Origin of the sequence: Gordonia sp. OPL2 (assembly GCF_003797825.1) — a bacterium.
In the GTDB taxonomy this organism is placed as follows: domain Bacteria; phylum Actinomycetota; class Actinomycetes; order Mycobacteriales; family Mycobacteriaceae; genus Gordonia.
Genome location: NZ_RKME01000003.1, coordinates 37,378 through 64,063 on the forward strand (window position 1 = coordinate 37,378; position 26,686 = coordinate 64,063).

General features: G+C 68.3%; 30 protein-coding genes. 6 read left to right on the forward strand and 24 right to left on the reverse strand.

Going from position 1 to position 26,686, the window contains the following annotated elements; translation table 11 throughout:
• Positions 1-40: 40 nt before the first annotated feature.
• On the reverse strand, positions 41-997 hold the full coding sequence (gene puuE / locus EEB19_RS04660) for an allantoinase PuuE (protein ID WP_187583674.1): 957 nt from the start codon (positions 995-997) through the stop codon (positions 41-43).
• A gap of 151 nt (positions 998-1,148) precedes the next feature.
• Between puuE and EEB19_RS04665 the strand changes: the two genes are divergently transcribed.
• Positions 1,149-1,412 carry a DUF2631 domain-containing protein gene (locus EEB19_RS04665; RefSeq protein ID WP_187583676.1) on the forward strand — a complete coding sequence of 88 codons (264 nt, stop codon included), beginning with the start codon at positions 1,149-1,151 and terminating at the stop codon, positions 1,410-1,412.
• An 18-nt stretch (positions 1,413-1,430) separates the two neighbouring features.
• Here the strand turns inward: EEB19_RS04665 and rlmN are convergent, their stop codons facing one another.
• Positions 1,431-2,537: a 23S rRNA (adenine(2503)-C(2))-methyltransferase RlmN gene (gene rlmN, locus EEB19_RS04670; protein ID WP_187583678.1), complete on the reverse strand. Its 1,107-nt coding sequence runs from the start codon at positions 2,535-2,537 to the stop codon at positions 1,431-1,433.
• Between the two features lie 102 nt (positions 2,538-2,639).
• On the opposite strand from rlmN, the gene EEB19_RS04675 reads away from it, so the two are divergent.
• On the forward strand, positions 2,640-2,951 hold the full coding sequence (locus EEB19_RS04675; RefSeq protein WP_262365460.1) for a lipopolysaccharide assembly LapA domain-containing protein: 312 nt from the start codon (positions 2,640-2,642) through the stop codon (positions 2,949-2,951).
• A 7-nt stretch (positions 2,952-2,958) separates the two neighbouring features.
• On the opposite strand, the gene EEB19_RS04680 is transcribed toward EEB19_RS04675, so the two are convergent.
• From EEB19_RS04680 to EEB19_RS04700, 5 genes are all read right to left on the reverse strand, one after another.
• Positions 2,959-3,852 carry a phosphatidate cytidylyltransferase gene (locus EEB19_RS04680; RefSeq protein WP_187583682.1) on the reverse strand — a complete coding sequence of 298 codons (894 nt, stop codon included), beginning with the start codon at positions 3,850-3,852 and terminating at the stop codon, positions 2,959-2,961.
• Between the two features lie 35 nt (positions 3,853-3,887).
• The gene (gene frr / locus EEB19_RS04685) at positions 3,888-4,445 is read right to left on the reverse strand and encodes a ribosome recycling factor (RefSeq protein ID WP_187583684.1); all 558 of its coding nucleotides are present in this window, start codon (positions 4,443-4,445) and stop codon (positions 3,888-3,890) included.
• Between the two features lie 53 nt (positions 4,446-4,498).
• A complete protein-coding gene (gene pyrH / locus EEB19_RS04690) occupies positions 4,499-5,239 on the reverse strand; it encodes a UMP kinase (protein ID WP_187583686.1) in 741 nt (246 codons plus the stop codon).
• Between the two features lie 143 nt (positions 5,240-5,382).
• Positions 5,383-6,324 (reverse strand): glucosyl-3-phosphoglycerate synthase, encoded by a 942-nt coding sequence (locus EEB19_RS04695; protein ID WP_187584005.1) that lies wholly within the window; start codon positions 6,322-6,324, stop codon positions 5,383-5,385.
• 35 nt (positions 6,325-6,359) lie between these two features.
• Positions 6,360-7,283 carry an alpha/beta hydrolase family protein gene (locus EEB19_RS04700; RefSeq protein WP_262365461.1) on the reverse strand — a complete coding sequence of 308 codons (924 nt, stop codon included), beginning with the start codon at positions 7,281-7,283 and terminating at the stop codon, positions 6,360-6,362.
• Positions 7,284-7,709: 426 nt separating this feature from the next.
• On the opposite strand from EEB19_RS04700, the gene EEB19_RS04705 reads away from it, so the two are divergent.
• Positions 7,710-9,134 carry a condensation domain-containing protein gene (locus tag EEB19_RS04705; protein ID WP_187583688.1) on the forward strand — a complete coding sequence of 475 codons (1,425 nt, stop codon included), beginning with the start codon at positions 7,710-7,712 and terminating at the stop codon, positions 9,132-9,134.
• The gene (locus EEB19_RS04710; RefSeq protein WP_187583690.1) at positions 9,131-10,885 is read left to right on the forward strand and encodes a DHA2 family efflux MFS transporter permease subunit; all 1,755 of its coding nucleotides are present in this window, start codon (positions 9,131-9,133) and stop codon (positions 10,883-10,885) included. Before EEB19_RS04705 ends, EEB19_RS04710 begins: the two co-directional genes overlap by 4 nt.
• Before the next feature lie 31 nt (positions 10,886-10,916).
• On the opposite strand, the gene tsf is transcribed toward EEB19_RS04710, so the two are convergent.
• Both tsf and rpsB read right to left on the reverse strand, forming a co-directional pair.
• The gene (gene tsf / locus EEB19_RS04715; protein WP_187583691.1) at positions 10,917-11,741 is read right to left on the reverse strand and encodes a translation elongation factor Ts; all 825 of its coding nucleotides are present in this window, start codon (positions 11,739-11,741) and stop codon (positions 10,917-10,919) included.
• Between the two features lie 95 nt (positions 11,742-11,836).
• Positions 11,837-12,655, reverse strand: a complete 819-nt coding sequence (rpsB, locus tag EEB19_RS04720; protein WP_187583692.1) for a 30S ribosomal protein S2 — start codon at positions 12,653-12,655, stop codon at positions 11,837-11,839.
• Between the two features lie 215 nt (positions 12,656-12,870).
• Here rpsB and EEB19_RS04725 point away from each other — a divergent pair, with 215 nt between their 5' ends.
• Positions 12,871-13,569, forward strand: coding sequence for a M23 family metallopeptidase (locus EEB19_RS04725; protein WP_316245458.1), 699 nt, complete (start codon positions 12,871-12,873; stop codon positions 13,567-13,569).
• Here EEB19_RS04725 and EEB19_RS04730 read toward each other — a convergent pair.
• Together EEB19_RS04730 and EEB19_RS04735 are read right to left on the reverse strand one after the other, a co-directional pair.
• Complete coding sequence (locus tag EEB19_RS04730; protein WP_187583693.1) at positions 13,517-14,485, reverse strand: tyrosine recombinase XerC; 969 nt, start codon at positions 14,483-14,485, stop codon at positions 13,517-13,519. The two genes, EEB19_RS04725 and EEB19_RS04730, sit on opposite strands and share 53 nt — an antisense overlap.
• Before the next feature lie 123 nt (positions 14,486-14,608).
• Complete coding sequence (locus EEB19_RS04735; RefSeq protein ID WP_187583694.1) at positions 14,609-15,472, reverse strand: siderophore-interacting protein; 864 nt, start codon at positions 15,470-15,472, stop codon at positions 14,609-14,611.
• 146 nt (positions 15,473-15,618) lie between these two features.
• Here EEB19_RS04735 and EEB19_RS04740 point away from each other — a divergent pair, with 146 nt between their 5' ends.
• Complete coding sequence (locus EEB19_RS04740) at positions 15,619-16,176, forward strand: TetR/AcrR family transcriptional regulator (protein ID WP_187583695.1); 558 nt, start codon at positions 15,619-15,621, stop codon at positions 16,174-16,176.
• Positions 16,177-16,215: 39 nt separating this feature from the next.
• On the opposite strand, the gene EEB19_RS04745 is transcribed toward EEB19_RS04740, so the two are convergent.
• From EEB19_RS04745 to trmD, 13 genes are all read right to left on the reverse strand, one after another.
• Entirely contained in the window at positions 16,216-17,490 is a 1,275-nt protein-coding gene (locus EEB19_RS04745) for a saccharopine dehydrogenase family protein (protein ID WP_187583696.1), read from the reverse strand.
• A gap of 47 nt (positions 17,491-17,537) precedes the next feature.
• Complete coding sequence (dprA, locus tag EEB19_RS04750; RefSeq protein WP_187584011.1) at positions 17,538-18,587, reverse strand: DNA-processing protein DprA; 1,050 nt, start codon at positions 18,585-18,587, stop codon at positions 17,538-17,540.
• 83 nt (positions 18,588-18,670) lie between these two features.
• On the reverse strand, positions 18,671-20,203 hold the full coding sequence (locus tag EEB19_RS04755) for a YifB family Mg chelatase-like AAA ATPase (protein ID WP_187583697.1): 1,533 nt from the start codon (positions 20,201-20,203) through the stop codon (positions 18,671-18,673).
• The gene (locus tag EEB19_RS04760; protein WP_187583699.1) at positions 20,200-20,622 is read right to left on the reverse strand and encodes a YraN family protein; all 423 of its coding nucleotides are present in this window, start codon (positions 20,620-20,622) and stop codon (positions 20,200-20,202) included. Before EEB19_RS04760 ends, EEB19_RS04755 begins: the two co-directional genes overlap by 4 nt.
• Positions 20,623-20,743: 121 nt before the next feature.
• Positions 20,744-21,055, reverse strand: coding sequence for a DUF2469 domain-containing protein (locus tag EEB19_RS04765; RefSeq protein ID WP_124706974.1), 312 nt, complete (start codon positions 21,053-21,055; stop codon positions 20,744-20,746).
• The gene (locus tag EEB19_RS04770; RefSeq protein ID WP_187583701.1) at positions 21,045-21,737 is read right to left on the reverse strand and encodes a ribonuclease HII; all 693 of its coding nucleotides are present in this window, start codon (positions 21,735-21,737) and stop codon (positions 21,045-21,047) included. The genes EEB19_RS04765 and EEB19_RS04770 overlap by 11 nt, the downstream gene beginning before the upstream one ends.
• A 46-nt stretch (positions 21,738-21,783) precedes the next feature.
• On the reverse strand, positions 21,784-22,662 hold the full coding sequence (gene lepB, locus EEB19_RS04775) for a signal peptidase I (protein ID WP_187583703.1): 879 nt from the start codon (positions 22,660-22,662) through the stop codon (positions 21,784-21,786).
• Positions 22,663-22,680: 18 nt separating this feature from the next.
• Positions 22,681-23,022: a 50S ribosomal protein L19 gene (gene rplS / locus EEB19_RS04780; RefSeq protein ID WP_187583705.1), complete on the reverse strand. Its 342-nt coding sequence runs from the start codon at positions 23,020-23,022 to the stop codon at positions 22,681-22,683.
• 76 nt (positions 23,023-23,098) lie between these two features.
• A complete protein-coding gene (locus EEB19_RS04785) occupies positions 23,099-24,073 on the reverse strand; it encodes a hypothetical protein (RefSeq protein ID WP_187583707.1) in 975 nt (324 codons plus the stop codon).
• Positions 24,074-24,163: 90 nt separating this feature from the next.
• On the reverse strand, positions 24,164-25,222 hold the full coding sequence (locus EEB19_RS04790; protein ID WP_187583709.1) for a hypothetical protein: 1,059 nt from the start codon (positions 25,220-25,222) through the stop codon (positions 24,164-24,166).
• Entirely contained in the window at positions 25,219-25,575 is a 357-nt protein-coding gene (locus tag EEB19_RS04795) for a hypothetical protein (protein ID WP_187583711.1), read from the reverse strand. Before EEB19_RS04795 ends, EEB19_RS04790 begins: the two co-directional genes overlap by 4 nt.
• Complete coding sequence (locus EEB19_RS04800; protein WP_187583713.1) at positions 25,568-25,921, reverse strand: YbaB/EbfC family nucleoid-associated protein; 354 nt, start codon at positions 25,919-25,921, stop codon at positions 25,568-25,570. The genes EEB19_RS04795 and EEB19_RS04800 overlap by 8 nt, the downstream gene beginning before the upstream one ends.
• Positions 25,922-25,946: 25 nt before the next feature.
• On the reverse strand, positions 25,947-26,684 hold the full coding sequence (gene trmD / locus EEB19_RS04805; RefSeq protein WP_187583715.1) for a tRNA (guanosine(37)-N1)-methyltransferase TrmD: 738 nt from the start codon (positions 26,682-26,684) through the stop codon (positions 25,947-25,949).
• Between the last annotated feature and the right edge of the window lie 2 nt (positions 26,685-26,686).

Genomic DNA, 26,686 nt, shown 5'->3' on the forward strand with positions numbered 1-26,686 from the left:
GCCTGCGTCGGGCACACCCAAACCCCACGCCGGCGGCGACTTATCGCGGCGGGTGCACCGCGCGCCAGTGATCGGCGATGTCGATACGACGGGTCACCCAGACGTCGTCGTGGGACTGCACGTGGTCCAGGAAGCGTTCGAGCGCGGCCAACCGGGCGGGCCGGCCCACGAGACGACAATGCAGCCCGACCGAGAGCATCTTCGGCGATCCCTCGGCGCCCTCGCGGTAGAGAACGTCGAACGCGTCCCGAAGGTGCGTGAAGAACTGCTCGCCGGAGGGGAATCCGCCCGCCGAGGCGAACCGCATGTCGTTGGTGTCGAGGGTGTACGGCACGACCAGATGATCGACGACATCGTCGCCGCGCGGGACCTCGACCCAGTACGGCAGGTCGTCGGCGTAGGAGTCGGAGTCGTAGGCGAAACCGCCGTGGTCGACGACGAGGCGCCGGGTGTTGGGCGAGTCGCGTCCGGTGTACCAGCCGCGCGGTGCCGAACCGGTGATCTCGGTGAGCAGGTCGACCGCGGCGGCCATGTGCTCACGCTCGACCGCGCTGTCGACGAGTTGATAACTGAGCCAACGGTATCCGTGGCAGGCGATCTCGTCCCCACGCTCGACGAACGCCGCGGCGACCTCGGGATTGCGGGCCATCGCCTGGGCCACCGCGAAGATGGTCAGAGGCAGCCCACGGCGCGAGAAGGTGCGCAGTATTCGCCACACCCCGGCCCGGGATCCGTACTCGTAGAGCGACTCCATGCTCATGTGCCGGTTGGGGAAGGACTGTGCGCCGATCATCTCCGACAGGAACGTCTCGCTGCCCCGATCGTTCTCGAGGACGTTGTTCTCCGAACCCTCCTCGTAGTTGAGGACGAACTGCAGGGCGATCTTCGCCCCGCCCGGCCACTGTGGATCCGGCGGCGCGGCACCGTACCCGACCATGTCGCGCGGATAGTGTTCGGAGCGATAGTCGGCCAGCGTTCGGTGGGCGATCTCGGACATGGCCAGATTCTGTCACCGAACGCCGTAGGCCGCGTGGTGGCAACGCGCCGTCGGCCGGACCCTACCGCTATGCTGTTCGATGAACTACTACCGATCGTCAGACTTGCGGCCTCCCCGGGTCGGGACTCTGGCCGCGCAGTGAGGAGCCACCGTGGCAAGCACCGAGGTTGAGCAGGTCGACACCGGCTGGGTTCGCGAGCCCGCCGACGCGCCGTCGGCTCGGTTCGGCTGGCACGGTCAGGCCCGCAAGTCCTTCATGATCGCCGGCTGGTTCTGCGTGATCGCGTTGCTCGCGATGTTCATCGGCAACCACCGCGGCCACGTCGAGGACATCTGGCTCGCGGCCTTCGCCGCGGTGCTCGCGTACTTCCTGCTCAAGCCCATCTGGGACAAGCGCGGTCGCTGGAAGAACTGACGGTCCCCACCGCCGCGCTCACCGCTCCTCGGCGGCCAGCTGACCGCACGCGGCGGCGATCTCCTGTCCGCGGGTGTCGCGGACAGTGCACGACACACCCTGTTCACGGACCCGCCGGACGAATTCCCGCTCCACCGGCTTGGGACTGGCGTCCCATTCTGAGCCCGGTGTCGGGTTGAGCGGGATCAGGTTGACGTGGACGAGCGAGCCGAGTGCACGATGCAGCTTCTGCCCCAGCAGATCCGCTCGCCACGGTTGATCGTTGACATCACGGATGAGGGCGTACTCGATGGACACACGACGTCCGGTGGTGTCGGCGTAGTAGCGCGCGGCGTCGAGCACCTCTTTGACCGACCACCGGTTGTTCACCGGCACCAGGGTGTCGCGCAGTTCGTCGTCGGGGGTGTGCAGGGACACCGCGAGGGTGACCGAGAGCCCCTCGTCGGCGAGGCGCCGGATCGACGGCGCCAGGCCCACCGTGGAGACGGTGACCGATCGGGCCGAGATCCCGAGCCCGCCCGGTACCGGTGAGGTGATCTGCCGAACAGCGCTGACCACTCGCTTGTAATTGGCGAGCGGCTCCCCCATTCCCATGAAGACCACGTTCGACAGCCGTCCGGGTTCGCCGAACTCGCCGTCGCGTAGGGCGCGGGCGGCGGCCCGGACCTGATCGACGATCTCGGCTGCCGAGAGATTCCGGTCCAGACCCCCCTGTCCGGTCGCGCAGAAGGGACACGCCATGCCGCAACCGGCCTGGCTGGAGATGCACAGCGTGTTCCGATCGCTGTACCTCATGAGGACGCTCTCCAGCAGCGTGCCGTCGTGCAGGCGCCACAGGGTCTTGCGGGTGTCGCCGTCGTCGCACGCGATGTGGCGGACCGGGGTGAGCAGCGACGGGAACAGCTTCGCGCCGACGGCATCACGGGCCGACGACGGTAGATCGGTCATCTCCTCGACATCGCCGGTGAGCCGACCGAAGTACTGTCGGGCGAGCTGATTCGCCCGGAACTTCGGGAGACCGAGGTCGGCGAGCGCGCTCACGCGTCCCTCGGCGTCGAGGTCGGCGAAATGGGTCGGGGGACGCCCCCGTTTGGGGGCGTCGAACACGAGCGGCAGTGACGACATGATGACATTGTCGCATGTCATGATGGGTGCATGACGACACCAGATCCGCACCAGCCGGAGTTCGAACCGATCGAGCCCGCCCAGTCGGCCGCGGGTGACCCGATGGATCCGGAGCATCAGGCGCTTCTCGCCGAACGTGACAAGTTGCGGACCCAGGTCAAGAAAGTCGAGCACACGAGGGCGCGCGCCACGTTCTTCGGGCTCGTCATCGGCGCGATCATCACGATCCTGCTGCTGGTGTTCATCCTGCAGAACATGGAGTCGCAGCGGATCGAGCTCATCTTCTGGGAGGTCAATCTGCCGCTCGGTGTGAGTCTTCTCATCGCCGCCATCGCCGGTGCGCTGATCGTCGCGCTGGCCGGAGGCGTCCGGATGCTGCAGATGAGCCGGGCGTTGCGCAAGGCCAAGAAGTAGAACGGCTCTACAGAAGAGCCGTCAGCACCGCCCACACGATGAACGCCGACGGCAGGAGCGAGTCGAGCCGGTCCATGATCCCGCCGTGACCGGGCAGCAGGGTCCCCATGTCCTTGATGCCCAGATCGCGCTTCACCTGCGACTCGACGAGATCGCCGAGCGTGGCGCACACGACGAGGACCGGCCCGAGGATCGCACCGACCCACCAGTGGGTGTCGAGCAGGAAGATCCCGCACAACACTGCGCCCGTCGTCCCCACGACGAGCGAGCCGACGAGCCCCTCCCACGACTTCTTCGGGCTGATCGCCGGCGCCATCGGGTGTTTGCCGAACAGCACACCCGCCGCGTAACCGCCGACGTCGGAACAGACCACGACGACCATCAGGGTGGCCACCCGGGCGGCGCCGTGATCTTGGACGACCATGTGGGCGCCGAACGAGGCGAGCAGCGGCAGCCAGGCGAGCACGAAGACGCTCGCGGCCAGATTGGGCAGATAGTGTTCCGGCGCCCGACTGATGCCCTGGGCCAGCAGCATCCACACCATCACCACGAGCACGGTGCCCGCGAACGCCGTCAGCACCCCGGTCTGCCCCCAGGGCCAGCCGGACCAGATGATGGCCTGCCCGCCGATCACCAAGGGCCAGAACGCGACCTGATATCCGCCGTCACGCAGGCGTTTGGTGACCTCCCACGTCGCGATGGCGAAGGCCACGGCCACGACGCCGTACCAGATCTTCGGCGCGAACAGCAGGATGAGGATGATCGACACCCCGAGCGACACCCCGACCCCGATGGCGGCCGGCAGATTGCGACCGGCCCGGGACTTCTTCTCCGCCGGATCGGACGCCCCGGCACCTGCAGAGGAGTCGGCCGGTTCGGGAGCGGACGCGTCGGTGGCCATCGGTTCGGGTGTGGGCGATCGGGTCGGATCGACGCTCACACTTCGAGCAATTCGTTCTCTTTGTGCTTGACCAGGTCGTCGACCTGCGCGACGTATCCGGCCGTGGTCTTGTCGAGTTCCTTCTCCGCGCGCGACACCTCGTCCTCGCCCGCCTCGCCGTCCTTCTGGATGCGCTTGAGCTCGTCGACCGCTTTCCGGCGTACGTTGCGGATCGCGACCTTGGCGTCTTCGCCCTTGCCCTTCGCCTGCTTGACGAGTTCCCTGCGGCGGTCCTCGGTGAGCTGCGGGATGGCGACGCGGATGATGGAACCGTCGTTGGTCGGGTTGACGCCGAGATCGGAGTTGCGGATCGCGGTCTCGATGTCGCGCAGTGACGACGCCTCGTAGGGCTTGATCACGACGAGGCGTGCCTCCGGCGTGGTGATCCCGGCGACCTGGGTGATCGGGGTGAGGGCGCCGTAATAGTCGATCGTCACCTTGTTGAACATCGCGGGATTCGCGCGGCCCGTCCGGATCGATCCCATGTCGTCCTTGGCGACACCGACCGCCTTCTCCATCTTCTCCTCGGCGTCCAGCAGCGCATCGTCGATCATCGTCGTCCTACTTCTTCTCGTATGGGGTTCATCGGTGGGTTCTCGTGCAGCGGTCAGGTGGAGACGAGGGTGCCGATCCGTTCGCCGGCGACCGCTCGGGCAATGTTGCCCTCTTCCAGCAAATTGAACACCAGGATCGGCATTTTGTTGTCCATACACAGGCTGAAGGCGGTGGCGTCGGCGACCTTCAGTTCCCGATCGAGCACCTGGCGGTGGGTGACCTTGCGGAACAGCGTGGCGTTCGGATCCACCCGGGGATCCGCGTCGTACACACCGTCGACGGCCTTGGCCATCAGCACGACCTCGGCCTTGATCTCGAGCGCCCGCTGGGCGGCGGTGGTGTCGGTGGAGAAATACGGCATCCCCATCCCCGCGCCGAAGATGACGACTCGTCCCTTCTCCAGATGACGCTGCGCACGCAGCGGCAGGTAGGGCTCGGCCACCTGACCCATCGTGATGGCGGTCTGAACTCGGGTACTGACCCCGCGCTTCTCCAGGAAGTCTTGCAGGGCAAGGCAATTCATGACCGTTCCGAGCATGCCCATGTAGTCCGACCGCGACCGGTCGAGGCCCCGCTGTTGCAACTCGGCACCCCGGAAGAAGTTTCCGCCGCCGATGACGACGGCGACCTGGACACCGGACCCGACGACCTCGGCGATCTGATCGGCCACGGTTGCCACAACATCGGGGTCGAGCCCGACACCGCCGCCACCGAACATCTCACCGCCGAGCTTCAGGAGAACACGGGTGTAGCCGTGACGCTCGGACTCTCGGGGATCCGGGGATGCGCTCATCTACTTCCTCACTGGTCGGTTCGGTGAACATCGTACGTCCCGCCCGGACCGACAGACCCGACATGCTCCGCATGCGGGGTTGTCGAGAGATCGTGCACCGACCCCGACCTGGTCATTGTCGAGCCGCGGAGACGGCTCGCCCGTCACATCGCGGGGCTGCCCACCGGCGTCGCGAGGACCGTCGACATCGGCGGGCGGTCATCGAGGACCGGATAGCGACGTCGCAGGCTGTGCCCGCCGTCGTCGTCCATCACGAATTGTGTGAGAGGACTCCCCGAGTCATCGAGTCCCAGACGTCCCAGCAGTGTCGCGACGATCTGCCGGGCCATCGGCCCCAGTTCGTGCAGCGGCCGGTTGCGGTGAATCCGCGTGCCGAGGTCGACCTGGCCGATCGCGTCGATCCCGTGCCGGTCGAGCGTGTCGAGGACGATGCCGATCTCCACGCCGTATCCCGCGGCGAACGGGATCGAGGTCAACAGTTCGCGCGTCCCGGCGTACTCACCCGCCAACGGCTGGATGATCGCCGACAGTTCGGGAGCCAGCGCCGCGACGAGTGGCCGCACCACCAATTCGGTGACCCGTCCCCCACCCGAGGGATCGACGCCTCCCGCGCCGACCAGCGGCCGACGGTAGTACCCCTTGACGAGGTGCAGCTCGGGCACCGTCAGCAGCGGCGCGACGAGACGCGGCACGTACAGCGGATCGGCGTCGACGACATCGCTGTCGACGAACACGACGATGTCGCCCGTCGTCGCCGCCAGCGAGCGCCACAACACCTCGCCCTTTCCCGGCACGACCGGCACACCGGGCAGCGAGGTCTCCCGGGTCTCCACCCGCGCCCCGGCCGACCTCGCGCACGCGATCGTGTCGTCGGCGGACCCGGAGTCGACCACGACGAGTTCGTCGACGAGGTTCCCGAGGAGCGGACGGATGCTCTCGACGACCGAACCCACGGTGGCCTCCTCGTCGAGTGCGGGCAGGACCACCGAGATCGTGCGGTCCCCCTTGCGTGCGAGCACATCGGCGACGGTCCACCGCGGACGCTCCCAGGTGTTGGTCTCCAGCCAGGTCGCCGACCCTTCCATCGAGGCGATGGTGATCTCCTCGCGCGGATCGGCGTTCACGATGCCAACGCTGCCCGGAACTGCGGCCACGCCCGGTGCAGTTCGTCCTGCCAGTAGGGCCATGAATGGGTCCCGCCGTCGTAGAGGTGGAAGGTGGCCGGCACGCCGCGCTCGGCCATCCGCCGCTGGAGGTTGCGCGTGCACTCCGCGGTCGCCGTCTCGATGACCGCGCCGACGGCGAGCTGATCGAAGAGTTTGCTGCCGTTGCCGTCGATGCCCGGTCCGTCGATGGTGTCGTAGCGACCGGGCGTGCCCGAACCGTTGGAGACGTAGATGGACGTGCCGCGGAAGCTGTCGACATGGACATAGGGATCGTTGTCCTGCCACATCGGATCGCCCGGTGGTCCCCACATGTTGACGGTGTTGCCGCCGCCGCGGCCCTCGACCACCATCCGGACCACGGCCTGACCCGTCGGATCGCTGGTCTGTGCACACCCGCTGAACGAACCGAGCGCTCGGTACAGGCGGGGCGCATGCAGTGCCAGCTGGAACACCGACGTCCCGGCCATCGAGATCCCCGCAATCGCATTGCGCCCGTTGCCATCGAACCGCTCGTCGATCGCCGCGGGGAGTTCCCGCGTCAGGAAGGTCGCCCACTTCTGCCGACCAAGTTTCGGATCCGTCTGTCGCCAGTCGGTGAAATAGCTTGCGGCGCCGCCCATCGGGACGACGACGTTGACATTCTGATCGGCGAAGAACGAGCGGATGTCGGTCTTGTCGAACCAACTGCTGCCCCCCTCGCCCCCGGCGGCGCCGTTGAGGAGGTAGAGCGTCGGCGCCGGCCCGCCACCCGCGGCCGGGATCACCTTGACGGTCACGGTGTTTCGCATGGCGAAGGACCGCACGGTGAGGTCGGTCTCCTGGGTCGGAGCGACACGCTCCGACACGATCGTCGCCCCGCGCGGCGCTGCTGCCGACATTGCCGGCAGGAGCGAGGCCACTGCGGCGGTCCCGGCCGCGACCGCGACCATCACCGCAGCCCGTCTCGCCACGTTTCCCCACGTCGGTCGCGGTGCCGACCGTGGCGTCGACCGCATCGTCTCAGGCATCCCCACCCCTGTTATCCCTCATGCGCACAGCACTGCGCCGAATGCACAGCACGATTCCCACCCCGACGCAAGGGAGTGTGCCCGACGTCATCCCGGGCTGTCCAGCAAACGACGCACTTCACAAGTGGGACCATTGTCCAACTAAAGAGGTTGACGGACAACGATTTCCATGGCAGCTTCGCTAATCGGGCAGGGGGAACGCACTACCGGAACGGTCTCGCTGCGTGACTTCATCCACATGACGCGGCGGCCAGTCGGGGGGTTCCACGTCCGCGACCACAGATTTCGAGGTTTGGCATGGTCAGTTTCGGACTCATCGACGAGTGGCAGCCCCGACCGGGCAGGCTCACCAGCTGGACCGCGGCTCCGGCGGCGATCGCCGCCGCGGCAGCCGCCGACGTGCATCCGGTCCCGCCGTCGCATCAGCAGGAGGAGTACCTCCGCGCGGCACGACGCAACGAGACCGCCGGATTCCGCTTCTCCCGCCTGTGCCTCATCGCGTTCGACATCCAGGCACCCTTGGATCCGGCCGCGTTGACATCCGCCCTCACGACCTTCCTCCGCAGGCACGACACGTTCCGGACCTGGTTCTCCGTCGAGCCCGACGGGGCCGTGGTGCGGCGTGCGTTCGACGCCGACGACATCGACCTGGTGCACACCGCGCACGGTGACTTCACCACCCCGGGCCAGATCCGCGACCATGTGCAGGCCGAGACGCCGGGGCCGTCGCATTGGGACTGCTTCACGTTCGGTGCGATCGAATGGGACGGCGGGTTCACGATCTACTGCGCCGTCGATCATCTGAACACCGACGGGATCTCCCAGGCGATCACCTGCGTGGACCTCATGACGCTGTATATGAATGCCGCATTCGGCATGGACAATCCCGTGACGCCCGTCGGCAGCTACCTCGAGTACTGCGATCGCGAGCGCACCATTTCGCGTGCACTCACCCGGGAGTCCCCCCACGTGCAGCGATGGATCGAGTTGGTCCGTGGACAAGAGGGACGACTCCCCCACTTCCCGTTGCCGCTGGGGACCGACGAGTCCGACACCCACACGCGCAGCGCCCATCTGACAACGACCGTGTTCGATGAGGCTGCCGCACAACGCTTTGAGGAGGTGTGCCGCGCGAGTGGCGCCAATGTCACCGCAGGCCTGATGGCCGTCGCAGCACTGGTCTACCTCGAGTTCACCGGCGATTCCGACTACCTCGGTATGACGCCGAAGAGCACGCGGCAGGCCGGTCCCGAGCTGAACTCGGTCGGATGGTTCACCAGTCTGATCCCCGTTCCGTTGACCGTCGACGCCGATGCCACGTTCACTTCGGTCGCCGCCGCGGCCGCACAGAGCTACGACGCCGGCAAGGAACTCACCGACGTGTCGTTCCACCGGGTGCTCGAGCTCGTGCGACCCGAGGACGGCATCGCGGTGCAACCGGGGTGGTCGGTACCGATGATCTCCTACATCGACGTCCGCAAGCTGCCGGGTGTCGAGATGTTCGATGCCATCAACGGGTGTCTCTACGGCAACCGCGGGAGCAGCGAAGAGGTCTTCATCTGGATCAACCGCTTCCAGGACCAGACGTCGATGACCTTCCTGTATCCCGACACCGAGATCGGTGCCGCGTCGGTCCGCGACTACACCGAGAAGTTCATCGGGGTCATGGAAGCGGTTGCGGCCCAAGGTGAGTACGAGCCAGTTGTCGCCGTCCTGACGTGAGCTCGAACGCCGACGTCACGGCGGCCACCGCGGCCACCGCGGCCAGGGCGCCCGCGCCGGTCGACCGTGCCGCGTGGTTCGCCCTCGCGGGATGTCTGCTCGGCGTGTTCATGCAGATGCTGGACACGACGATCGTCAACATCGCGTTGCCCGACCTGACCGTCGACCTGGGCGCGTCGACATCCCAGCAACTGTTCGTCCTGACGGTGTACACCCTGGCCTTCGCCTGTACGCTCCTCACCGCGGCCACGCTCGGCGGCCGGCTGGGACGCCGCCGGGTGTTCATCGCATCCGTCGTCGCGTTCACCGTCACCTCGGTGCTGTGCGGGCTGGCGCAGGGTCCGCTCCAACTCATCGTCTTCCGTGGCATCCAGGGCATCAGCGCCGCGATGATGTCGGCCCAGACCCTCGCCCTGATCGCGGCCTTGTTCCCGAAGTCACGGCACGGGCTCGTCTTCGGCATCTACGGAGCGGTCGCGGGTCTGGCCGCGATGCTCGGGCCGGTCATCGGCGGTGTCCTGGTCACCTCGGACCTCTTCGGCTGGGGGTGGCGCACCATCTTCTTCGTCAACATCCCGTTGGGCCTCGTGGCATGCGCGCTGGCATGGCATCGTCTGCCCCAGCTCCGCGAGTCCGCTGGATCACGATTGGATCTGCCCGGCGTCGTCCTGTCGACGGCGGGCCTGTTCCTGGTGCTGTATCCGCTCGCGGTGGGACGTGAGGAGGACTGGCCGCCGAGCCTCTGGGCGATGATGGCATCGGCGGTGATCCTGCTGGCGGCCTTCGTCGTCGTCGAACGACGGACCTTCGCGCGCGGTGGGATGCCCCTCCTGCGCATCGACCTGTTCCGGTCCCGCCGCTTCTCGGTGGGCCTGGTGTTGTCGCTGCTCTTCTTCAGCGTGTTCGCCGGCTTCTTCTTCACCGTGTCCGTATCGGTGCAGTTCGGTCTCGGCTACTCCGCGCTCACGACCGGACTGCTCGCGTTGCCGTTCGCCGTCGGCGGCGCGATCGGTTCGCTGTCGTCTCCGTGGGTGGTGGCCCGGATCGGCGCCGGTCTGACCTTGTGTTCGGGTGCCCTCGTCCTCGCCGTCGGGCTCGCCTGGCTCGCCACGACCCTCGATCCGGCGTCCGGTTCGTTGTCGGTGCCCGCGGTGATTGCTCCGCTGATCGTAGGCGGAATCGGGACCGGGCTCTTTGTCGCGCCGCTGCAGACGGCGATCCTGTCCGACACCGAACCGGCCAACATCGGCTCGGCGTCGGGTTGCGTGCCGACCGTGCAACAGATCGGCGCCTCCCTCGGTCTGGCCGTCGTTACCTTGTTCTTCTTCGGACAGGTTGCGGTGCAGGCTGATTCGGCTGTGCCGGCGGTACGCGCGGCGCTGTCCGACGACCTGCGGACCAGTACCGTCGAGCCGCTCTTCCGCGGCGCCGTCGCTGATCGGTTCGCCGACTGCGCGCGCGCTCAGTTGACCTCGGCGCATCCGGATCGTCCGGCGCCGGGCTGCTCCGCGGAGGGTGCCGGTCAGACCGGAGTCGCCGCGCAGGTCGCCGATCGCGCCGCCGCACCATTGCAGACTGCCGCGCGCTCGGTGGCGTCGTGGACCTTCGTCGGCGCGTTCCAGGTGACGTTGTGGGTCTTGTCGGGGATGTGCGTGGTGATCGCCGTACTGGCCCTGGCGGTGCGCGCCAGTCGTCGACGCGGGACGGAGAGGTCCGCACATACGGACGACCCCGCCTCACCGTGGCGGTGACGCGGGGTCGTGAGCGATCCGGTTGGGCAGGTCAGGACTGACCGACCTCGAAGCGCTCGAATGCCTTGACGGTGACGCCTGCCTCGTCGAGGAGAGCCTTCACGGTCTTCTTGGAGTCCTGCACCGACGGCTGGTCGAGCAGCACGACGTCCTTGTAGAACCCGTTGACCCGGCCCTCGACGATCTTCGGCAGCGCCTGCTCGGGCTTGCCCTCTTCCTTCGCGGTCTGCTCGGCGATGCGACGCTCGTTGTCGACGACGTCGGCAGGGACCTCGTCGCGGGTGGCGTACTTGGCCTTCAGCGCGGCGACCTGCATCGCGGCGGCGCGAGCGGCCTCCGCGGCGGCGTCGCCCTCACCGGCGTAGGACACCAGCACGCCGACGGCGGGCGGCAGATCCGAGGCACGCTTGTGCAGGTACACGGCGACCGGACCGTCGTAGTAGGCGACCCGGCGCAGTTCCAGCTTCTCGCCGATCTTCGCCGAGAGGGCCTGCACGGCCTCGTCGACCGTGCCGTCGCCCAGTGCGGCGGCCTTGAGCGCGTCGAGATCGTTGGTCTTCGCTGCGGCAGCGGCGGCGACGATCTTGTCCGCGAGTTCCTGGAACTCGGCGTTCTTCGCGACGAAGTCGGTCTCCGAGTTGATCTCGACGAGAGCGCCGTCCTTGGCGGCCACGAGACCTTCGGCAGTCGAACGCTCGGCGCGCTTGCCGACGTCCTTGGCACCCTTGATGCGCAGTTCCTCGACGGCCTTGTCGAAGTCACCGTCGTTGTTGGCGAGGGCGTTCTTGCAGTCCAGCATTCCTGAGCCGGTGAGCTCGCGGAGACGCTTCACATCGGCTGCGGTGTAGTTCGCCATCGTTGGCGAGCCTCCTTAGAGAGAGTGTGTCGATGTCGATGCCGGACGGGTCGCCCCGTCCGGCATCTCCAACCGGGTGAGGTGATCCGAACCGACTACTGGGCGGCCGGCGCGGTGCCGGCCTCGCCACCCGCGGGTGCGGTGGCCTGGGTGAGCAGCTCCTGCTCCCACTCGGCCAGCGGCTCGCCGCCGCCCGCCTCCGGCTTGGAGTCGTCGGACGACTGGCCGGCCCGTGCCTGGACGCCCTCGGCGACGGCCGAGGCCACCACGCGGGTCAGCAGCGCGGCGCTGCGGATCGCGTCGTCGTTGCCCGGGATCGGGTAGTCGACGAGGTCGGGATCGCAGTTGGTGTCGAGGATCGCGATGACCGGGATGTTGAGCTTGCGTGCCTCACCGACAGCAATGTGCTCCTTGTTGGTGTCCACGACCCAAACAGCAGAAGGCACCTTGGCCATATCCCGGATACCACCGAGGGTGCGCTCGAGCTTGTTCTTCTCACGCGTCAGCATGAGGATTTCCTTCTTGGTGCGACCCTCGAAGCCACCGGTCTGCTCCATGGTCTCGAGTTCCTTCAGGCGCTGCAGGCGCTTGTGGACGGTCGAGAAGTTGGTGAGCATGCCGCCCAGCCAGCGCTGGTTCACGTACGGCATCCCGACGCGGGTGGCCTCGGCGGCGATGGATTCCTGGGCCTGCTTCTTGGTGCCGACGAACAGGATGGTGCCGCCGTGGGCGACGGTCTCCTTGACGAACTCGTACGCCTTGTCGATGTAGGTCAGCGTCTGCTGCAGGTCGATGATGTAGATGCCGTTGCGGTCGGTGAAGATGAATCGCTTCATCTTCGGGTTCCAACGGCGGGTCTGATGCCCGAAGTGTGCGCCGCTGTCCAGCAGCTGCTTCATGGTCACGACAGCCATGAGTGATCCTTTGTGTGCAGTTGACATCGACACCGGCGGTGCCGACCCTGGCGTCTGCTCCGTGACGGACCCGGGTGTCCGGGACCGCCCGCCACGGGTGTGGATGCCGCTCTCACCAGGTGGAACGGCGTCGCTGTGCAGGCGCGCGAAGTCACCCCATCGAACCCGACGAGGTGCGGACGCGAGTTTACGCCGGTCACCTGCGGAAAACCAAAATGTCCATCGGTACGTCGACCGGTCGGCCACCTCGGCCGGGACACGCCGACGACGATCCGATGGATCCGATCGGCCCGCCCGTGCGTCTGAAGAATATGACCTCGACTCCGGATCGACCGGCACGCCTCTTCGTCGTCCGGGGCGCGCTCTGCGCGATCGCCGAGCTGTTGGTGGTGGCGATCCTGGTGTGGGCCGTGCCCGCGGTCGCCGTCGGCGAGACCTCGCGGTTCCGTCTGCCGGTACCGCGGCCCACCTCCGTCGTCCGAGGGTTCGATCTCCCTGCGCAGCGGTGGGAACCCGGGCATCGCGGCGTCGACCTGTCCGTCGCTCCAGGCACCATCGTGCGCGCTGCTGGTCCGGGTCGGGTGCAGTTCGCCGGTCGGGTGGCCGGGCGGCCTCTGGTCTCGATCCGGCACGCCACCGACCTGATCACCACCTATGAGCCGGTCGAGCCAACGGTGCGAACGGGGTCGTCGGTGCGCCGCGGGGACGCGATCGGCACCGTGTCGACCGGCCACGAGAAGTGTCGGGCGACGGCATGTCTGCACTGGGGCGCTCGTCGTGGACGCGGACGGGAAGCGGTCTATCTGAACCCGCTCGCCCTGCTCGGCGCGGTCCGGGTACGACTGAAGCCGGTCCAGCCGGTCAGGCCCGCGGGTGGGCCTGCCGATGCACGGCCCGCAGGCGCTCCACACTGACATGGGTGTAGAGCTGCGTCGTCGCCAACGACGAATGTCCGAGCATCTCCTGCACGATCCGCAGGTCCGCACCACCCTCGAGCAGGTGGGTGGCCGCGCTGTGGCGCAGGCCGTGCGGTCCCATCGACGGACCGCCCGCGGCCTCGACCGCCCGGTGGACGACGGCACGCGCCATCCGCTGATTGAGTCGCCCGCCCTTCGCACCGAGCAGCAACGCCTGACCCGAACGATCGTTGGCGAGCTCCGGGCGACCGTCGCTCAACCACCGCCGGACAGCCCGGGCAGCCGGCTCCCCGTACGGCACGGTGCGTTGCTTGTCGCCCTTGCCGATGACCCGCAGCACCCGGCGACCGGAGTCGACGTCGCCGAGATCGAGGCCGCAGAGTTCGCCGACGCGGACGCCGCTCGCGTAGAGCAGTTCGACGATCAGCCGGTCGCGAAGCGCGAGCGGGTCGTCGGCCTGGCCGGCGTCGTCGGCCTGGTCGGAAGGGCCCCGATCGGCGTCGGCGCCCTCGCGCACGCGTGCCGCCGCCTCGACGGCGGCCACTGCCTGCTCGGGGGCGAGCACGGCGGGCAGCGTGCGGTGCGCCCGGGGCGCCTGCAGACGCGCCGACGGATCAGCGCCCATCCGCCCGTCGCGAACCGCCCAGGCGCAGAACGACTTGGCCGACGACACCTGACGTGCGATCGACGTCCGGGCCGCCCCACGTCGCGTGTGATCGGCCAACCACGACCGCAGGAGGGCCAGATCGATGTCGCCGACCGCCACACCGCGTGCCCCGGCATACGAGATCAGACCCCGGATGTCACCGAGGTACGCGCGCACGGTGTGCGCGCTGTGACCTTTCTCGAGGCGCAGGAAGTCGGCGTAGTCGGCGAGGACACCGGAATCGGCTCGTCCGGCCACATCGGTCATGGCGTCGACCCAAGCGGTCGACGCCGTCATCCGCAATCAGCCACGCGGGTCGTTGCCGAATCGTGGTGTCCCCATGGGGCGGTGGTCAACGGATCCCGACCGCCTCACGCGGACCCGCAGTTGTTACGCGGAAACGCCCGCCGACTCTTCGGCCGCCCGGAGATCGGACTTCCACTGGCGGAATCCCTCTTCGGTCCGCCCGCGACGCCAGTACCCGGAGATGGACGCGTTCTTGGCCCCGACGCCACGCTCCTTGCGGACATATCCGCGGAGGTTGTGCATGACGGCCTGGGCCTCCCCATGGATGAACACGTGTGGTTCGCCGTCGAGCCATTGCGCTCCACGCACGGCAGCGATGAGCGGAGAGTTGTCGCCGGAGACGTCGTCACCCACCTCACGGGCCGGTCCGCCGCGGTGCACCCAGGTGATCTGCGCGCCCGCGGGGGCGGTCAGCGGCAACTCGTCGTCGGGCCCGGCCACCTCCAGGAACACCTTCGCGATCGCATCCGCCGGGAGCGCCTCCAGCGCCGCCGCGACGGCAGGAAGGCCTGCCTCATCCGCGGCGAGCAGATGCCAGGGCGCCACCGGGCTGGGTCGATATCCGCTGCCCGGACCGAGGAAACGCACTGCGGTGCCCGGCTCGACCGACGCCGCCCACGGGCCGGCGATGCCCTCGTCGCCATGCACCACGAAATCGACCGCGATCTCTCGCCGGTCGGTGTCGACCGACCGGACCGTGTAGGTCCGCAGGACCGGCTGACGCTCTGGCGGGAGCTGTGCGATCTGCCTACGGTCGAAATCGGCCCCGGTGTACGGGGCACCATCGGGACCGAAGGCGAGTTTGATGTACATGTCCGTATCCCACCGGCCGGCCTCCCCGGCCGGGGTGAAGTCGCCGAAGCCGTCTCCACCGAGGTACAGGCGGACGAAGTGTGGGCTGAGCTGTTCGCGCCTCAGCACGGTCAACGTGGTCAGTGTCTTGGCCATGAAGCCTCCTCTCGGACACCACAGTACGCCTCGTTAGGTAAACCTAAGAACTCCCCGATTACCACACCTGTTGTAGGAGTCATCTAAACTCGGTCTTCAGTTCGCTGAATCGTCATCACTGCCGTCCACATCATTCGAGGTCAACCATGCCGGAGACGTCATCCCGACGGGGCTCTCGCCTCACCGTCGATGACTGGCTCGACGCCGCCATGCAGGTTCTGGTGAGCGAGGGCGTCGGAGGGATCAAGATCTCCCGGCTCTGCGACCGGCTCGGGGTCACCAAGGGCAGCTTCTACTGGCACTTCACCGACATCGCAGCGTTGATGTCGGCCCTCGCGGAGCACTGCCGACAGGTCGAAGAGTCGGCACGGCAGACCCTCGCCGACCTCGGATCGCGGCCTCCGGCCGAACGCATCGAGGCGATGGTGGTCCTCGTGTCCGACCCACGGCGCTGGACGGTCGAGTCCGCGGTACGCAAGTGGGCGGAGACCGATGAATCGATCGCGGCCACCGTGGCCGCTCTCGACGAACAGGTCTTCGCGGTGGCCCATCAGGCGATGCGTGACCTGGGCTTCGACGAACCCGAGGCGCACGCGCGGGCGACGACCCTGCTGTACGCGGGGATCGGCTATCTGCACTCGGCACGCGGTCCCGCGAACGAGAGTGACAAGCGACTGTTCATCGATCTGCTGACGCGGCGCTGATCGCCGCGGGCAGCCGGTCTTCCCTCCGCGACCGCCGATTCAGTTCGGCTCGTCCTCGCGTAGTCCCCATGGCTGGCCGTAGCCGCCGTCGGCCTCGTCGGCCGCCATCAGTTCGAGGAACGGTTCCGACGTGAACGCCTCCGGGCCGAGGACGCCGGTCCCGCTCCACACACCGGTGGCGAGGAGTTCGAGCGCGATGACCGGACCGAGCGCGGTCTGCCAGACCACACACTGGGTTCCGTAGTTGCGCATCGTCCACTCGTTGTCGCTGACGTGATAGAGGTACACGCGCCGGGGCCTGCCGTCCTTGGTCCCTGTCACCGCGAGCCCGGCACAGGTCTTGCCGGTCATGATCGGGCCGATCGTGGCCGGATCGGGCAGCGCCGCGGCGATCACGTCGCGGGGAGCCACGCGTACCGGGCCGTCGGCAGACCGAACGGTGAGGGGCTCGGTCGAGTCGAGTCCCAGTGTGTTGAGCGTGCGGAGCACACCGATGAACTCCTCCCCCAGCCCGTACTTGAACGTGACCCGACGGGCCCGACACCACCGCGGCATCAACAGCACCTCCTCGTGCTCGACGTTGACGCACTCGACGGGCCCGATTCCCTCCGGGAACTCGAACACCTCGGGCTCGGAGAACGGCGGTGTGGTGAAGAAGCCGCGGTCGCGCTCCCAGATCACCGGAGGATTCAGACACTCCTCGATCGTGGTCCAGATGCTGAACGAGGGTGCGAAGATCTCCTCGCCGTTCTCGTTGCGCACCACCAGGTTTGCGCCGTCGCGGGTGCCGAGTTCGTCGACGTCGTCGAACAGGTTGTCGCAGGCGTACCGGGCGAAGACGTCCGACAGGCCCGGTTCCACGCCCATCCCGACGAGTGCGAGTCGTCCCGCGTCCTCCCACCGCGCGCTCGCCGCGAACTGCTCGTCGCCGAGCTTGATGCCGGTCTCGGTGTACGGATTACTGGGGTGTCGTTGCGACAGGCTCATCGCCATGTCGAGATAGTCCGCACCACCGGCGAATGCGCCGGCGAACACCGTCGGGACGAATCTCGGCTCCACCGCGTTCATCACGTGCGTGGCGGCGTGATCACGGACCGCCTGCGCCACCGCGTCGGCATCGCCGGCGTCGATCGCGGCGGCGCTGAATCTCGCGCCCGCGTCGGCGCCGAGGGCATCGACGATCGCGGCGACAGTGCGTTCGGCGCGAGCGGGGTCGTAGTCGCAGACGACCATGTGCTCGAAGAACTGTCGTCGCGCTGCGATCTTGGCGATCGCATCGCCGACGCCGCCGGCACCGACAAGAAGGATTCTCATCGGACGAGCCTATGCGCGACCCGGCCACCGCGGACGACGAACAGCCATCACGGCAATCGCCACATCCCGTCGACACATGCGACATGGCCGGACACATCCATGCAGGCGAGGGCCGTACGAACGGTGGGGATGTCGAGACCCGCAGAGAACGCGATCTCCTCGATCGTCACCGACCCGCGCCCTGGCAGTGCGTCGTGGACCCGCTTCTGCTCCGCGGTCAGCGAATCGGTCGTCCGTGTGCGGCCGCGACCGATGTCGCCGCCGCCATCCGGCGCCGCCAGCGCGATCACCGACCGCGTGTCCGTCACCAGGACGGCGAGATCGTCGGCGATCATCCGGTGACAGCCGACCGAGGTCGCCGAGGTCACCGGCCCCGGGACCGCGCCGAGCGGGCGCCCGAGTTTGCGCGCCCACGCCGCGGTGTTCGCGGCACCGGATCGTCGTCCGGCCTCGACGACGACGACCGCGTCCGACATCGCGGCCACCAACCGATTCCGGGTCAGGAAGCGGTGTTTGGCAGCCGTCGTGCCCGGCGGGTACTCCGTCACGATCAGGCCGTGTTCGCCGATCTCGGCGAGCAGCCGGGCGTGACCGGCCGGATAGTCGCGGTCGATGCCGCAGGCCATCACCGCCATCGTGGCACCACCTGCGGCGAGTGCGGCCCGGTGGGCCACGCCGTCGATCCCGTACGCCCCGCCCGAGGTCACGGTCCAGTTCTCGAGTGCCAGTCCGGAGGCCAGGTTGGACGCGACCTGTTCGCCATACCCGGATGCTGCGCGGGAGCCGACCAGCGCGACCCCGGCGGTTGCCATCTCGTCCAGGCGCCGCGGTCCGCGCACCCACAGCGCCAGCGGCTCGCCTCCACGAGCCGCGGTGTCGGACTGGGCCAACGCCATCAGCGGCCAGCCCGGCCACTCGTCGTCGTCGCGGGTGACCAGCCGCCCGCCCACCCGGTCGGCAACCTCCAGATCGGCCGCCGACGTGTCGGTCGTCGCACGCGCGGTGGTCACGCCGAGGACCTGCTCGTGGCCCGCCGGGACCGAGCGGGCGCGGATCGCCGCCGCAGCCTCTTCCGGGCCGACGGCCGCGACGAGCATTTCGACTGCGGAGCAGGGGGATTCGGCCACCCTGGACAGGTAGGCCCACGCACGACGACGCTCGTCGTCCACCTCACCCGATGTCACCGTGCACCCCGATCGCGGTACAACAGCGCCTCGGCCACATCGGCCTCCTCCGGCCGATCGCGCCCGGTCAGGTCGGCGAGGGTCCAGGCCAATCTGATCGCGCGATCTGCACCGCGTGCGGTGACCCGCCCGTCCCGGAGGAACAGCTCGACCGGCCGCAACGCTGCGGGACTGAGCCGAAACCGCTGGCGCAAGGCCGAACCCGGGACCTCGGCATTCGTCAGCCAGCCGTGATCGCGCCACCGTTCGACGGCAGCCGCCCGTGCGGCGCCCACCCGCGCACGCATCACAGCACTGGACTCCTCCGCCGCGTGCATCAGCGCGGTGTTGCCCGGCGGGTCCATGCGGACCCGGATGTCGACCCGGTCCATCAGCGGTCCGGACAGTTTGCCGAGGTATCGACGGCGTGCCACCGCGGAGCAGATGCAATCGACGTCGTGTGCGGGCGCACACGGACACGGATTGGCCGCCATGATCAGTTGGAAACGCGCAGGATACGTCGCCACGCCGTCGCGCCGCGACACCCGCACCTCCCCCTCCTCGAGCGGCTGGCGGAGTGAGTCGAGGACCTTCGGCCCCATCTCGGCGCATTCGTCGAGGAACAGGATGCCGCGATGGGCGCGGCTGACCGCGCCCGGACGGGCGAGTCCGGTGCCACCGCCCAAGAGCGCGGTGACAGATGTGCTGTGATGGGGCGCGATGAACGGCGCCTCGGTCATCAGCGGATGTCCGGCGCGCAAGGTTCCGGCGATGCTGTGGATCGCGGTCACCTCCAATGACTCCTCCGGCCCGAGCGGCGGCAGGATGCCCGGCAACCGGCGGGCCAACATCGTCTTGCCGATCCCCGGGGGTCCGGTCATCAACACGTGATGCGCTCCGGCAGCTGCGATCTCGAGCGCATGCCGCGCTTCGGCCTGACCTGCGACGTCGGCCATGTCCGCCGGTTCCGGCGGCGGCGGAAGCGCCTCGTCGCCGGTCACCGTGTCGAGTACGTGATCACCGGACAGCCAGCGCACCACCTCGGAGAGGGTGCGCGCTCCGCCGACGTCGAGATCCGCCACCAGCGTCGCCTCCGCGACATTCGGGATCGGCACCACCGCATGGGTGTACCCACGATCGCGCGCGCACTTGAGCGCGGGCAACACGCCGCGCACCGGCCGCAGTCCGCCGTCGAGACCGAGCTCGCCGAGGAAGACCGTCCGCCGCATCCGGTCCGTCACGACCTGTTCGGTCGCTGCCAGGATCGCGAGCGCCATGCCGAGGTCGAACGACGAACCCGACTTCGGCAGATCCGCCGGCGCCAGCGACACCGTCACCTTCAGATCCGGGAACTTCAGTCCACTGTTGATGATGGCCGCGCGCACCCGATCACGAGCCTCCCGCAGTGACGCATCCACCTTGCCGGTCACCGTGAACGTGGGCAGTCCCTGACCGACATTCGCCTGGATCTCGATCTCCTTGGCGGAGAAAGCGTTCAGCCCGACCGAGTGAGCCCGGCCGAGTCCGGTGACCACACCCTGACCGCTCATGCGAACACCCCACGATGGTGCCGTACGACAGCACTCTCGGTCGCGCGCGGATCACGCGAATCCAGTTGCACCGACACCACATCGAAACGGATGCTGCTCCACCACCGGTCACGGTTGTCGGCCAACCACTGCCGGATCAGCCGCCGCATCCGGGCCAGCTTGTCGGGGGTGACCGCGGCGACCGGGTCGGCGAACACACGCGACGCCCGCGTCTTCACCTCCACCACGACCAAGACGGTGTCGTCTGCGGCGATCAGATCGAGTTCACCGAAGCGGTTGCGCCAGTTGCGTTCCAGCACAACCCAACCGAGGCCGAGCACGTGATCGGCCGCGAGGTCCTCACCGATGCGCCCGATGTCGGCTGTGCTCGGACGGGATGGGGGTTCCGGCCGCGCCGACCGGGAGACGTTGTCGCTCATGCCGACAAGCATCATCGCGACGCACGACCGATCAGGCCGGGATCACCCGGGATGCGGTCATCTGTGGATCAGATCGCGACTGTGCACAACATGGGGCGGCCGCACTGTCGACGGCCATCGATCACGGTTCGTCGGGGAGCCGCAACTCCGGCTTCTCCAACTCCTCGATGTTGACGTCCTTGAAGGTGATGACCCGGACCTGCTTCACGAAGCGCGCCGGCCGGTACATGTCCCACACCCACGCGTCTGACATCCGCAGTTCGAAGTAGATCTCGCCGTCGGTGTTGCGGGGGACCATCTCCACCGCATTCGCCAGGTAGAAGCGCCGTTCGGTCTCCACCACGTAGGTGAACTGACCGACAATGTCCTTGTACTCGCGGTACAGGGAGAGTTCCATCTCGGTTTCGTACTTCTCGAGATCCTCAGCACTCATTCGACAAGCCTATCGTGGTCGGGTTCGGGTCGGTGGCCGCGCGGGACGCGACGTTGCGGTAGGACATCCGGTGTTGCGCGGACGGTCCGTGACGGTCGATGCAGGACATGTGGTGGGCAGTGCTGTAGCCCTTGTGGACGGCGAAATCGTATCCGGGCAACTCACCGTCCATGGCCACCATGATGCGGTCGCGGGTGACCTTCGCGATGATGCTGGCCGCCGCGATGCATGCCGCTGCGCCGTCCCCGCCGATGACGGGCAGCGACGGCACCGTCAGCCCGGGCACCACGAAACCGTCCGACAGCACGTATCCGGGGGTGACGTCGAGACCCGCGACCGCGCGTCGCATCCCCTCGATGTTCGCCACGTGGATACCGATCCGGTCGATCTCGGCGGCCGGGATCACCACCGCCTTCCAGCTCGCCGCGTACTTGGTGATCGCCTTGTACAGCGTCTCGCGGGTGGCCTCGGTGAGGCGCTTCGAGTCGTCGAGGTCGGCGAGGGAGGTGAGCTGGGTCGGCTTGAGGACGCAGGCCGCCACCACCAGCGGCCCGGCGCACGCGCCGCGTCCGGCCTCATCGACTCCGGCCACCGGCCCGAGGCCGTTGCGGTGCAGGGCGAACTCGTAGGTGCGCAGGCTTGCCGCCCGCCGGATCGGGAAACGCGGCGGCCATCGACTCATCGGTCATCTCCCCGGATCGGGACACCGCCCGGTGTCGTCGGCGGGGTCATGACTGGGGGTTGTCCGAGGACACACCACCGATCCTCGAGAAGGGATAGATGATGAATCGGACCTTGCCGCGGATGTCGCTGATCGGAACCGTGCCGTTGAACTCGTCCTCCATGTGGAAGCGGGAGTCGGCCGAGTTCGCCCGGTTGTCCCCCATCACCCACACATTGCCCTCGGGCACCTTGACCGGGCCGAAGTCGGGGCCGTAGCAGGCATTCGGCGTCCCGTTCGGGGCGGCGGCGAGTTCGTTTCCTGCCGAGACATCCTGAGCCTGCAGCGACTTGTCGACGTAGGGCTCATTCAGGGGCTTGCCGTCGACGGTGACCCCGACGTTGTCGGAGTTCGTGCACGCGACGGTCTGACCACCGGTGGCGATCACCCGCTTCACCAGATCGTTCTCGTCCGGCGGTGCGAACCCGAACCACGACAGACCGTCCTGGATGCCGTGCACCACCGGGTTGTCCGATCGCGGCGACAACCAGGCGCCGTCCCAGGATTCGCTCGGCGCCTTGAACACGACGACGTCACCGGGACTCGGATCACCGAAGCGGTAGGACAACTTGTCGATGACGATCCGGTCGTTCGTGCAGCCCGCGCATCCGTGCAGCGTCGGCTCCATCGACTCCGACGGGATCACGTACTGCCGGCCGACGAAGGTCTGCAACAGCCACGTGAGCAGCAGGACGCACCCGATGATGATGACGGCTTCCCGCAGGAGCGAACCGCGCTTCTCCGGCTTGTCGTCCTTCGTGCGCCACGGGCGCTCGTCGGGATGCTCGTCGTCGGGGTCCCAGCCGTGATCGCGGGATCGGGACGCAGCGTCTGAGTCCGGCGCACCGGAATCCGGGCCGCTGCCCGTGGAGTGTGAGTCGGCCACGTCGTCAGGGTAGACGCGTCAGCGCTTTTCCTTGATCTTGGCTGCCTTGCCGCGCAGATCGCGCAGGTAGTACAGCTTCGCGCGACGGACGTCACCGCGGGTGACGACGTCGATCTTCGCGATGTTCGGGCTGTGCACCGGGAAGGTGCGCTCCACGCCGACGCCGAAGGACACCTTGCGCACGGTGAAGGTCTCACGCACGCCACCGCCCTGGCGGCGGATGACGACGCCCTTGAAGACCTGGACGCGCTCCTTCGAACCCTCGATGACCTTGACATGGACGTCGAGGGTGTCGCCGGGGGCGAACTCGGGGATGTCGTCGCGCTGCGACTGCTTGTCGAGGAAGTCGAGGGTGTTCATGGTGGGTCCAATCTGGCGTTTCGCGTGAACAGAGGAACCTGGCGGCCCCGCACCCGACCGCCCGGTCAGCCGGGGATCATGTGTGAGGTTCGACCGGTTCGTGCTCCGAGTCATGGGGTGTGTCCGGGCCACCGCCCGCAGGGGGCATGTCGTCGCCAGGCAACCCGACTATTGTGCCAGACAGACCCCTGTGCGGCGAAATCGCCGGTGGCGGCGGGGCCGGGTGGACAACGCGGTCGAGATGATCCTCGGTGGCCGCGCGCACATGCGGGAGCACGTCGGGGCGTCCCGCGACGAGATCCTGGACGAAGATCTTCGCCCGGATGAACGGACGCCGAAGCGTCCGCTCCCGTTCGATCGCCCGCTCCAGTTTGCGTGGCCTGGACAGATAGCGCCAGCGGGCCCACGGCGAGGTCGGCCGCGCGAGCCGGACGACACCGACGATGAGCAACGGCCAGGCGAACACACCCACCACACCCGTCCAGATCTTGCCCTTCAGCACGACGATCGCGGCGAGGATCAGATTCAGGGCCGCGGCCAGCGTGTCGACGAGGAACGTACGCCCGATGCGCAGATCGTGGAGCGCGTCGATGTACAGATCGAGGGGCCGGAATCCGAGCAGGATCATTCCGGTGGCGGCCAGCGCGATGAACACGGCGTCCACCGACGTGCGGCCCTCCTGCGACCAGTAGACGTCCCGCAGGTAGAAGATGAGCGCGAACTCGTCGAGGATGAGCGCGGCACCGATACCGAACAGTCCGGCCAGCACCGACATGGCGGCCTGGTCCCCGCTCAGCGAGAACGCGATGAGCCCCAGACCCGACAGCAGGGTGAGCACGACGCCGAACACGACGTGGTGGATGTGGGTGTCGCCGGCGCTCACGTTGGAGAACCACCAGCGCACGTCCGCGCGGATCAGGCGGACACTGATCCGGATGGCGACGAACCCGATGACCAGCCCGAGGAAGAACACCAGGAGCGGCAGCAGACCACGATCGATGATGTCGTGGTTCAACCAGTGTGAGGCCCGCGCGGAGAGCCAGTGGTGCACGACGCCCAGAGTAGACCCCGGCCCGTCGTCGCCGCGGGTGTCGCGATCGGCCCATAGTCGACGAGTGGCACCGACGGCCAGGCGGGCGACCTACGCCGTGTTGTCACCGGGGTCGGCGTGCAGCCATGTGGGCGCCGTGGGGTCGGCGTCGGCCGGCGCGAACACCTCCGCGCCCGTCGCCCCCAGCGCCGCCACGGTGTCAGGGGCCATCGGCGTGGCCGCGGCGACGGCCTGCGGCTGCGCCCCGACCTGGGCCATGTGATCGAGGACGGCGAGCTCGGCGGCGCGTCCGTTGCCGGCCAGGACCTCACCTGCCCCGAGTTCGAGGCCCGGCCGTTCATACGGGTGCGGATCGCTGGTCCCGACGACGACGGCGCGTGATCCGTCGGCGCACCGACCGATGCCCACCGCCATCCGGACGAACCCGGCCACCGCCGACGGCAGGGACGCCTGCAACTGCTCGGCGCGACGACGCAGCCAGTCGGCGTCGGCGTCGTCGAGACCGGCGTCGGAGTCACCGTGGCCGGCGGCCCGGGTACCGGCGATCATTCCGGCACCCGCTGCCGCGAGCCCGCCGAGAGCGGAGAACGGCATCATCCCGCTGGTCGCCGCGGGGGTCGGCTGCTGATCGTCGTGGTCTCGTCGGCCGGCGTCGTCGGCCCGGTCGGTGTAGTCGTCGCCTGCCGCGGTCAGGGCCATGCGACCGGCACCGGCGGCGACGACCTGCGCGGAACCGTCGCCCAGGCTGGCCAGCAGATCGGCTCGCAGTCGCTCGCGGTCGGCGATCGAGGCGATGACGGTCATCTCGTTGTGCGCCTCGACCGCTACGTCGGCGTAGGCCTCGGCCGCCACGGCGGCGGCCTCGAGCCTGCCGATGGTGTGGGCGAGATCCGTGTCCGCGGCGGTGATCCGGGCACCGGCGTGCACCGTGGCGTCGTGGAAGGCACCCGCTCCACCGGAGACATCGTGTGTGCGATGGGCGGCGACGATCGTGTCCGCGACGGCACCGAGGCGGGCCGCGATGTCACGGCATCGCGTCGCGGATTCGCGCAGGGCGGTGACGTCTGCGGTGGGCCATCGACCGGGGGCGAGCTCCTCCGCGAGAGCGCGGATCTCCGGCGGCGTCGGCAACTGTTCGGCCGGTGTCACCGCGCGCCGCCCGAGAGTCGCAGCGCCACATCGTGATCCGTCTCGCCGACGACACGTGCACCGCGTCGGAGCAGGGCGCGGTGCTCCTCGAGGTGGATCAGTGCAGTGTCGGCGGACGTCCTGATCGCATCGCTGCGCAGCGAGAACCCGGAGCGGAACGCCTGCGCCGCGGGGTCGACCCCGATCGCCGCATCGACTGCGTCGAGCGCGGCCCCCGCGTCAGAGATCAGGCGACCCAGATGCGCACCGGCCGACGCCAACATCTCATCGAGATCCGCGACCGCGGCGGGATCGACCGCCACCTCCCGAGCCCGCGCGACCGCAGCGCCGCTGTTCTCGCTCGTCTCAGTCATCGTCGGCCCCCGTCTGCCCGTCGCCACGCATCCGGACATCGGCATAGTCCGGTACTGGTTGGACGGCCGCGGTGAGGATCTGGTTCCGTCGGTCGGCCAACTGCCGGTCGGCGTCGCGGACGAGGGCGGTGATCTGCTCGGACAGCTGGTCGGCGCGCAGGCGGCGCATGGCTCGCTGATCGATGCCGAGATCGACGAGCAGCCCCCGGGCGTCCACGGTCACCGACACCAGCCGGTCCGGGCTCACCGCGTGCGCGGTCAGCGTGCGCAACGCGTCACCCACGCGCGCCACCTCGGCCCGCTGCCGCGACACCTCGTCGAGCATGTCCGACCATCGATCCGCCATGGGTCCCCCTCCCGATGCGCCGATCCTATCGGGCGGTGTCCGTCTCCGACACGCCGTCGGTGCCCGTCGATCGCTCGTCGGCGAAACCCGTCAGGAGGTCGGGCCTCCGTTCGCGCGTTCGTGCGAGGGACTGCTCGCGGCGCCATGCGGCGACCTTCGCGTGATCGCCCGAGAGCAGCACCGCCGGGACGTCGAGGTCTCGCCAGGTGACCGGGCGCGTGTAGGAGGGGCCTTCGAGGAGGCCGTCGGAGAACGAATCCTCTTGGTGCGACCGTGGATTGCCCAGCACGCCGTCGATCAACCGTACGGTCGCCTCGATCATGGCCATCGTCGCGACCTCGCCGCCGATCAGGACGAAGTCGCCGAGGGAGACCTCTTCCACCCGCACGCGGCGTGCGGCGTCGTCGAACACACGCTGGTCGATGCCCTCGTAGCGGCCGCAGGCGAATACCAGATGTCGTTCGGCGCTCCATCGCTGCGCGGTCGCCTGGGTGAACCGACGTCCCGCAGGTGTCGGTACGACGAGCACCGCGTCGTCAGGGCACACCTCGTCCAGGCACGGCCCCCACACCTGTGGCTTCATCACCATGCCGGGTCCGCCACCGTAGGGTGAGTCGTCGACGCTGCGGTGGACGTCATGCGTCCAGTCCCGCAGGTCGTGGATGTCGACGGTGATGGTGCCGGCGTCGATGGCCTTGCCCAGCAACGCGACCCGCAGCGGTGCGAGGTACTCGGGGAAGATGGAGACGACGTCGATTCGCACGA

Bases quoted from the DNA above. Each gene is read 5' to 3' on its own strand.
- EEB19_RS04800 (WP_187583713.1), bottom strand. From the start codon at position 25,921: ATGGCGGATCGATGGTCGGACATGCTCGACGAGGTGTCGCGGCAGCGG.
- pyrH (WP_187583686.1), bottom strand. From the start codon at position 5,239: ATGAGCGCATCCCCGGATCCCCGAGAGTCCGAGCGTCACGGCTACACC.
- EEB19_RS04700 (WP_262365461.1), bottom strand. From the start codon at position 7,283: ATGTCGGCAGCAGCGCCGCGCGGGGCGACGATCGTGTCGGAGCGTGTC.
- EEB19_RS04795 (WP_187583711.1), bottom strand. From the start codon at position 25,575: ATGACTGAGACGAGCGAGAACAGCGGCGCTGCGGTCGCGCGGGCTCGG.
- EEB19_RS04760 (WP_187583699.1), bottom strand. From the start codon at position 20,622: ATGAGCGACAACGTCTCCCGGTCGGCGCGGCCGGAACCCCCATCCCGT.
- EEB19_RS04745 (WP_187583696.1), bottom strand. From the start codon at position 17,490: ATGAGAATCCTTCTTGTCGGTGCCGGCGGCGTCGGCGATGCGATCGCC.
- EEB19_RS04730 (WP_187583693.1), bottom strand. From the start codon at position 14,485: ATGACCGATGTGGCCGGACGAGCCGATTCCGGTGTCCTCGCCGACTAC.
- EEB19_RS04695 (WP_187584005.1), bottom strand. From the start codon at position 6,324: ATGGAAGGGTCGGCGACCTGGCTGGAGACCAACACCTGGGAGCGTCCG.
- EEB19_RS04680 (WP_187583682.1), bottom strand. From the start codon at position 3,852: ATGGCCACCGACGCGTCCGCTCCCGAACCGGCCGACTCCTCTGCAGGT.
- EEB19_RS04675 (WP_262365460.1), top strand. From the start codon at position 2,640: ATGGATCCGGAGCATCAGGCGCTTCTCGCCGAACGTGACAAGTTGCGG.
- frr (WP_187583684.1), bottom strand. From the start codon at position 4,445: ATGATCGACGATGCGCTGCTGGACGCCGAGGAGAAGATGGAGAAGGCG.
- EEB19_RS04765 (WP_124706974.1), bottom strand. From the start codon at position 21,055: ATGAGTGCTGAGGATCTCGAGAAGTACGAAACCGAGATGGAACTCTCC.
- EEB19_RS04735 (WP_187583694.1), bottom strand. From the start codon at position 15,472: ATGGCCAAGACACTGACCACGTTGACCGTGCTGAGGCGCGAACAGCTC.
- rpsB (WP_187583692.1), bottom strand. From the start codon at position 12,655: ATGGCTGTCGTGACCATGAAGCAGCTGCTGGACAGCGGCGCACACTTC.
- tsf (WP_187583691.1), bottom strand. From the start codon at position 11,741: ATGGCGAACTACACCGCAGCCGATGTGAAGCGTCTCCGCGAGCTCACC.
- EEB19_RS04740 (WP_187583695.1), top strand. From the start codon at position 15,619: ATGCCGGAGACGTCATCCCGACGGGGCTCTCGCCTCACCGTCGATGAC.
- rplS (WP_187583705.1), bottom strand. From the start codon at position 23,022: ATGAACACCCTCGACTTCCTCGACAAGCAGTCGCAGCGCGACGACATC.
- EEB19_RS04755 (WP_187583697.1), bottom strand. From the start codon at position 20,203: ATGAGCGGTCAGGGTGTGGTCACCGGACTCGGCCGGGCTCACTCGGTC.
- EEB19_RS04725 (WP_316245458.1), top strand. From the start codon at position 12,871: ATGTCCATCGGTACGTCGACCGGTCGGCCACCTCGGCCGGGACACGCC.
- EEB19_RS04705 (WP_187583688.1), top strand. From the start codon at position 7,710: ATGGTCAGTTTCGGACTCATCGACGAGTGGCAGCCCCGACCGGGCAGG.
- puuE (WP_187583674.1), bottom strand. From the start codon at position 997: ATGTCCGAGATCGCCCACCGAACGCTGGCCGACTATCGCTCCGAACAC.
- rlmN (WP_187583678.1), bottom strand. From the start codon at position 2,537: ATGTCGTCACTGCCGCTCGTGTTCGACGCCCCCAAACGGGGGCGTCCC.
- dprA (WP_187584011.1), bottom strand. From the start codon at position 18,587: ATGCTCGTCGCGGCCGTCGGCCCGGAAGAGGCTGCGGCGGCGATCCGC.
- EEB19_RS04770 (WP_187583701.1), bottom strand. From the start codon at position 21,737: ATGAGTCGATGGCCGCCGCGTTTCCCGATCCGGCGGGCGGCAAGCCTG.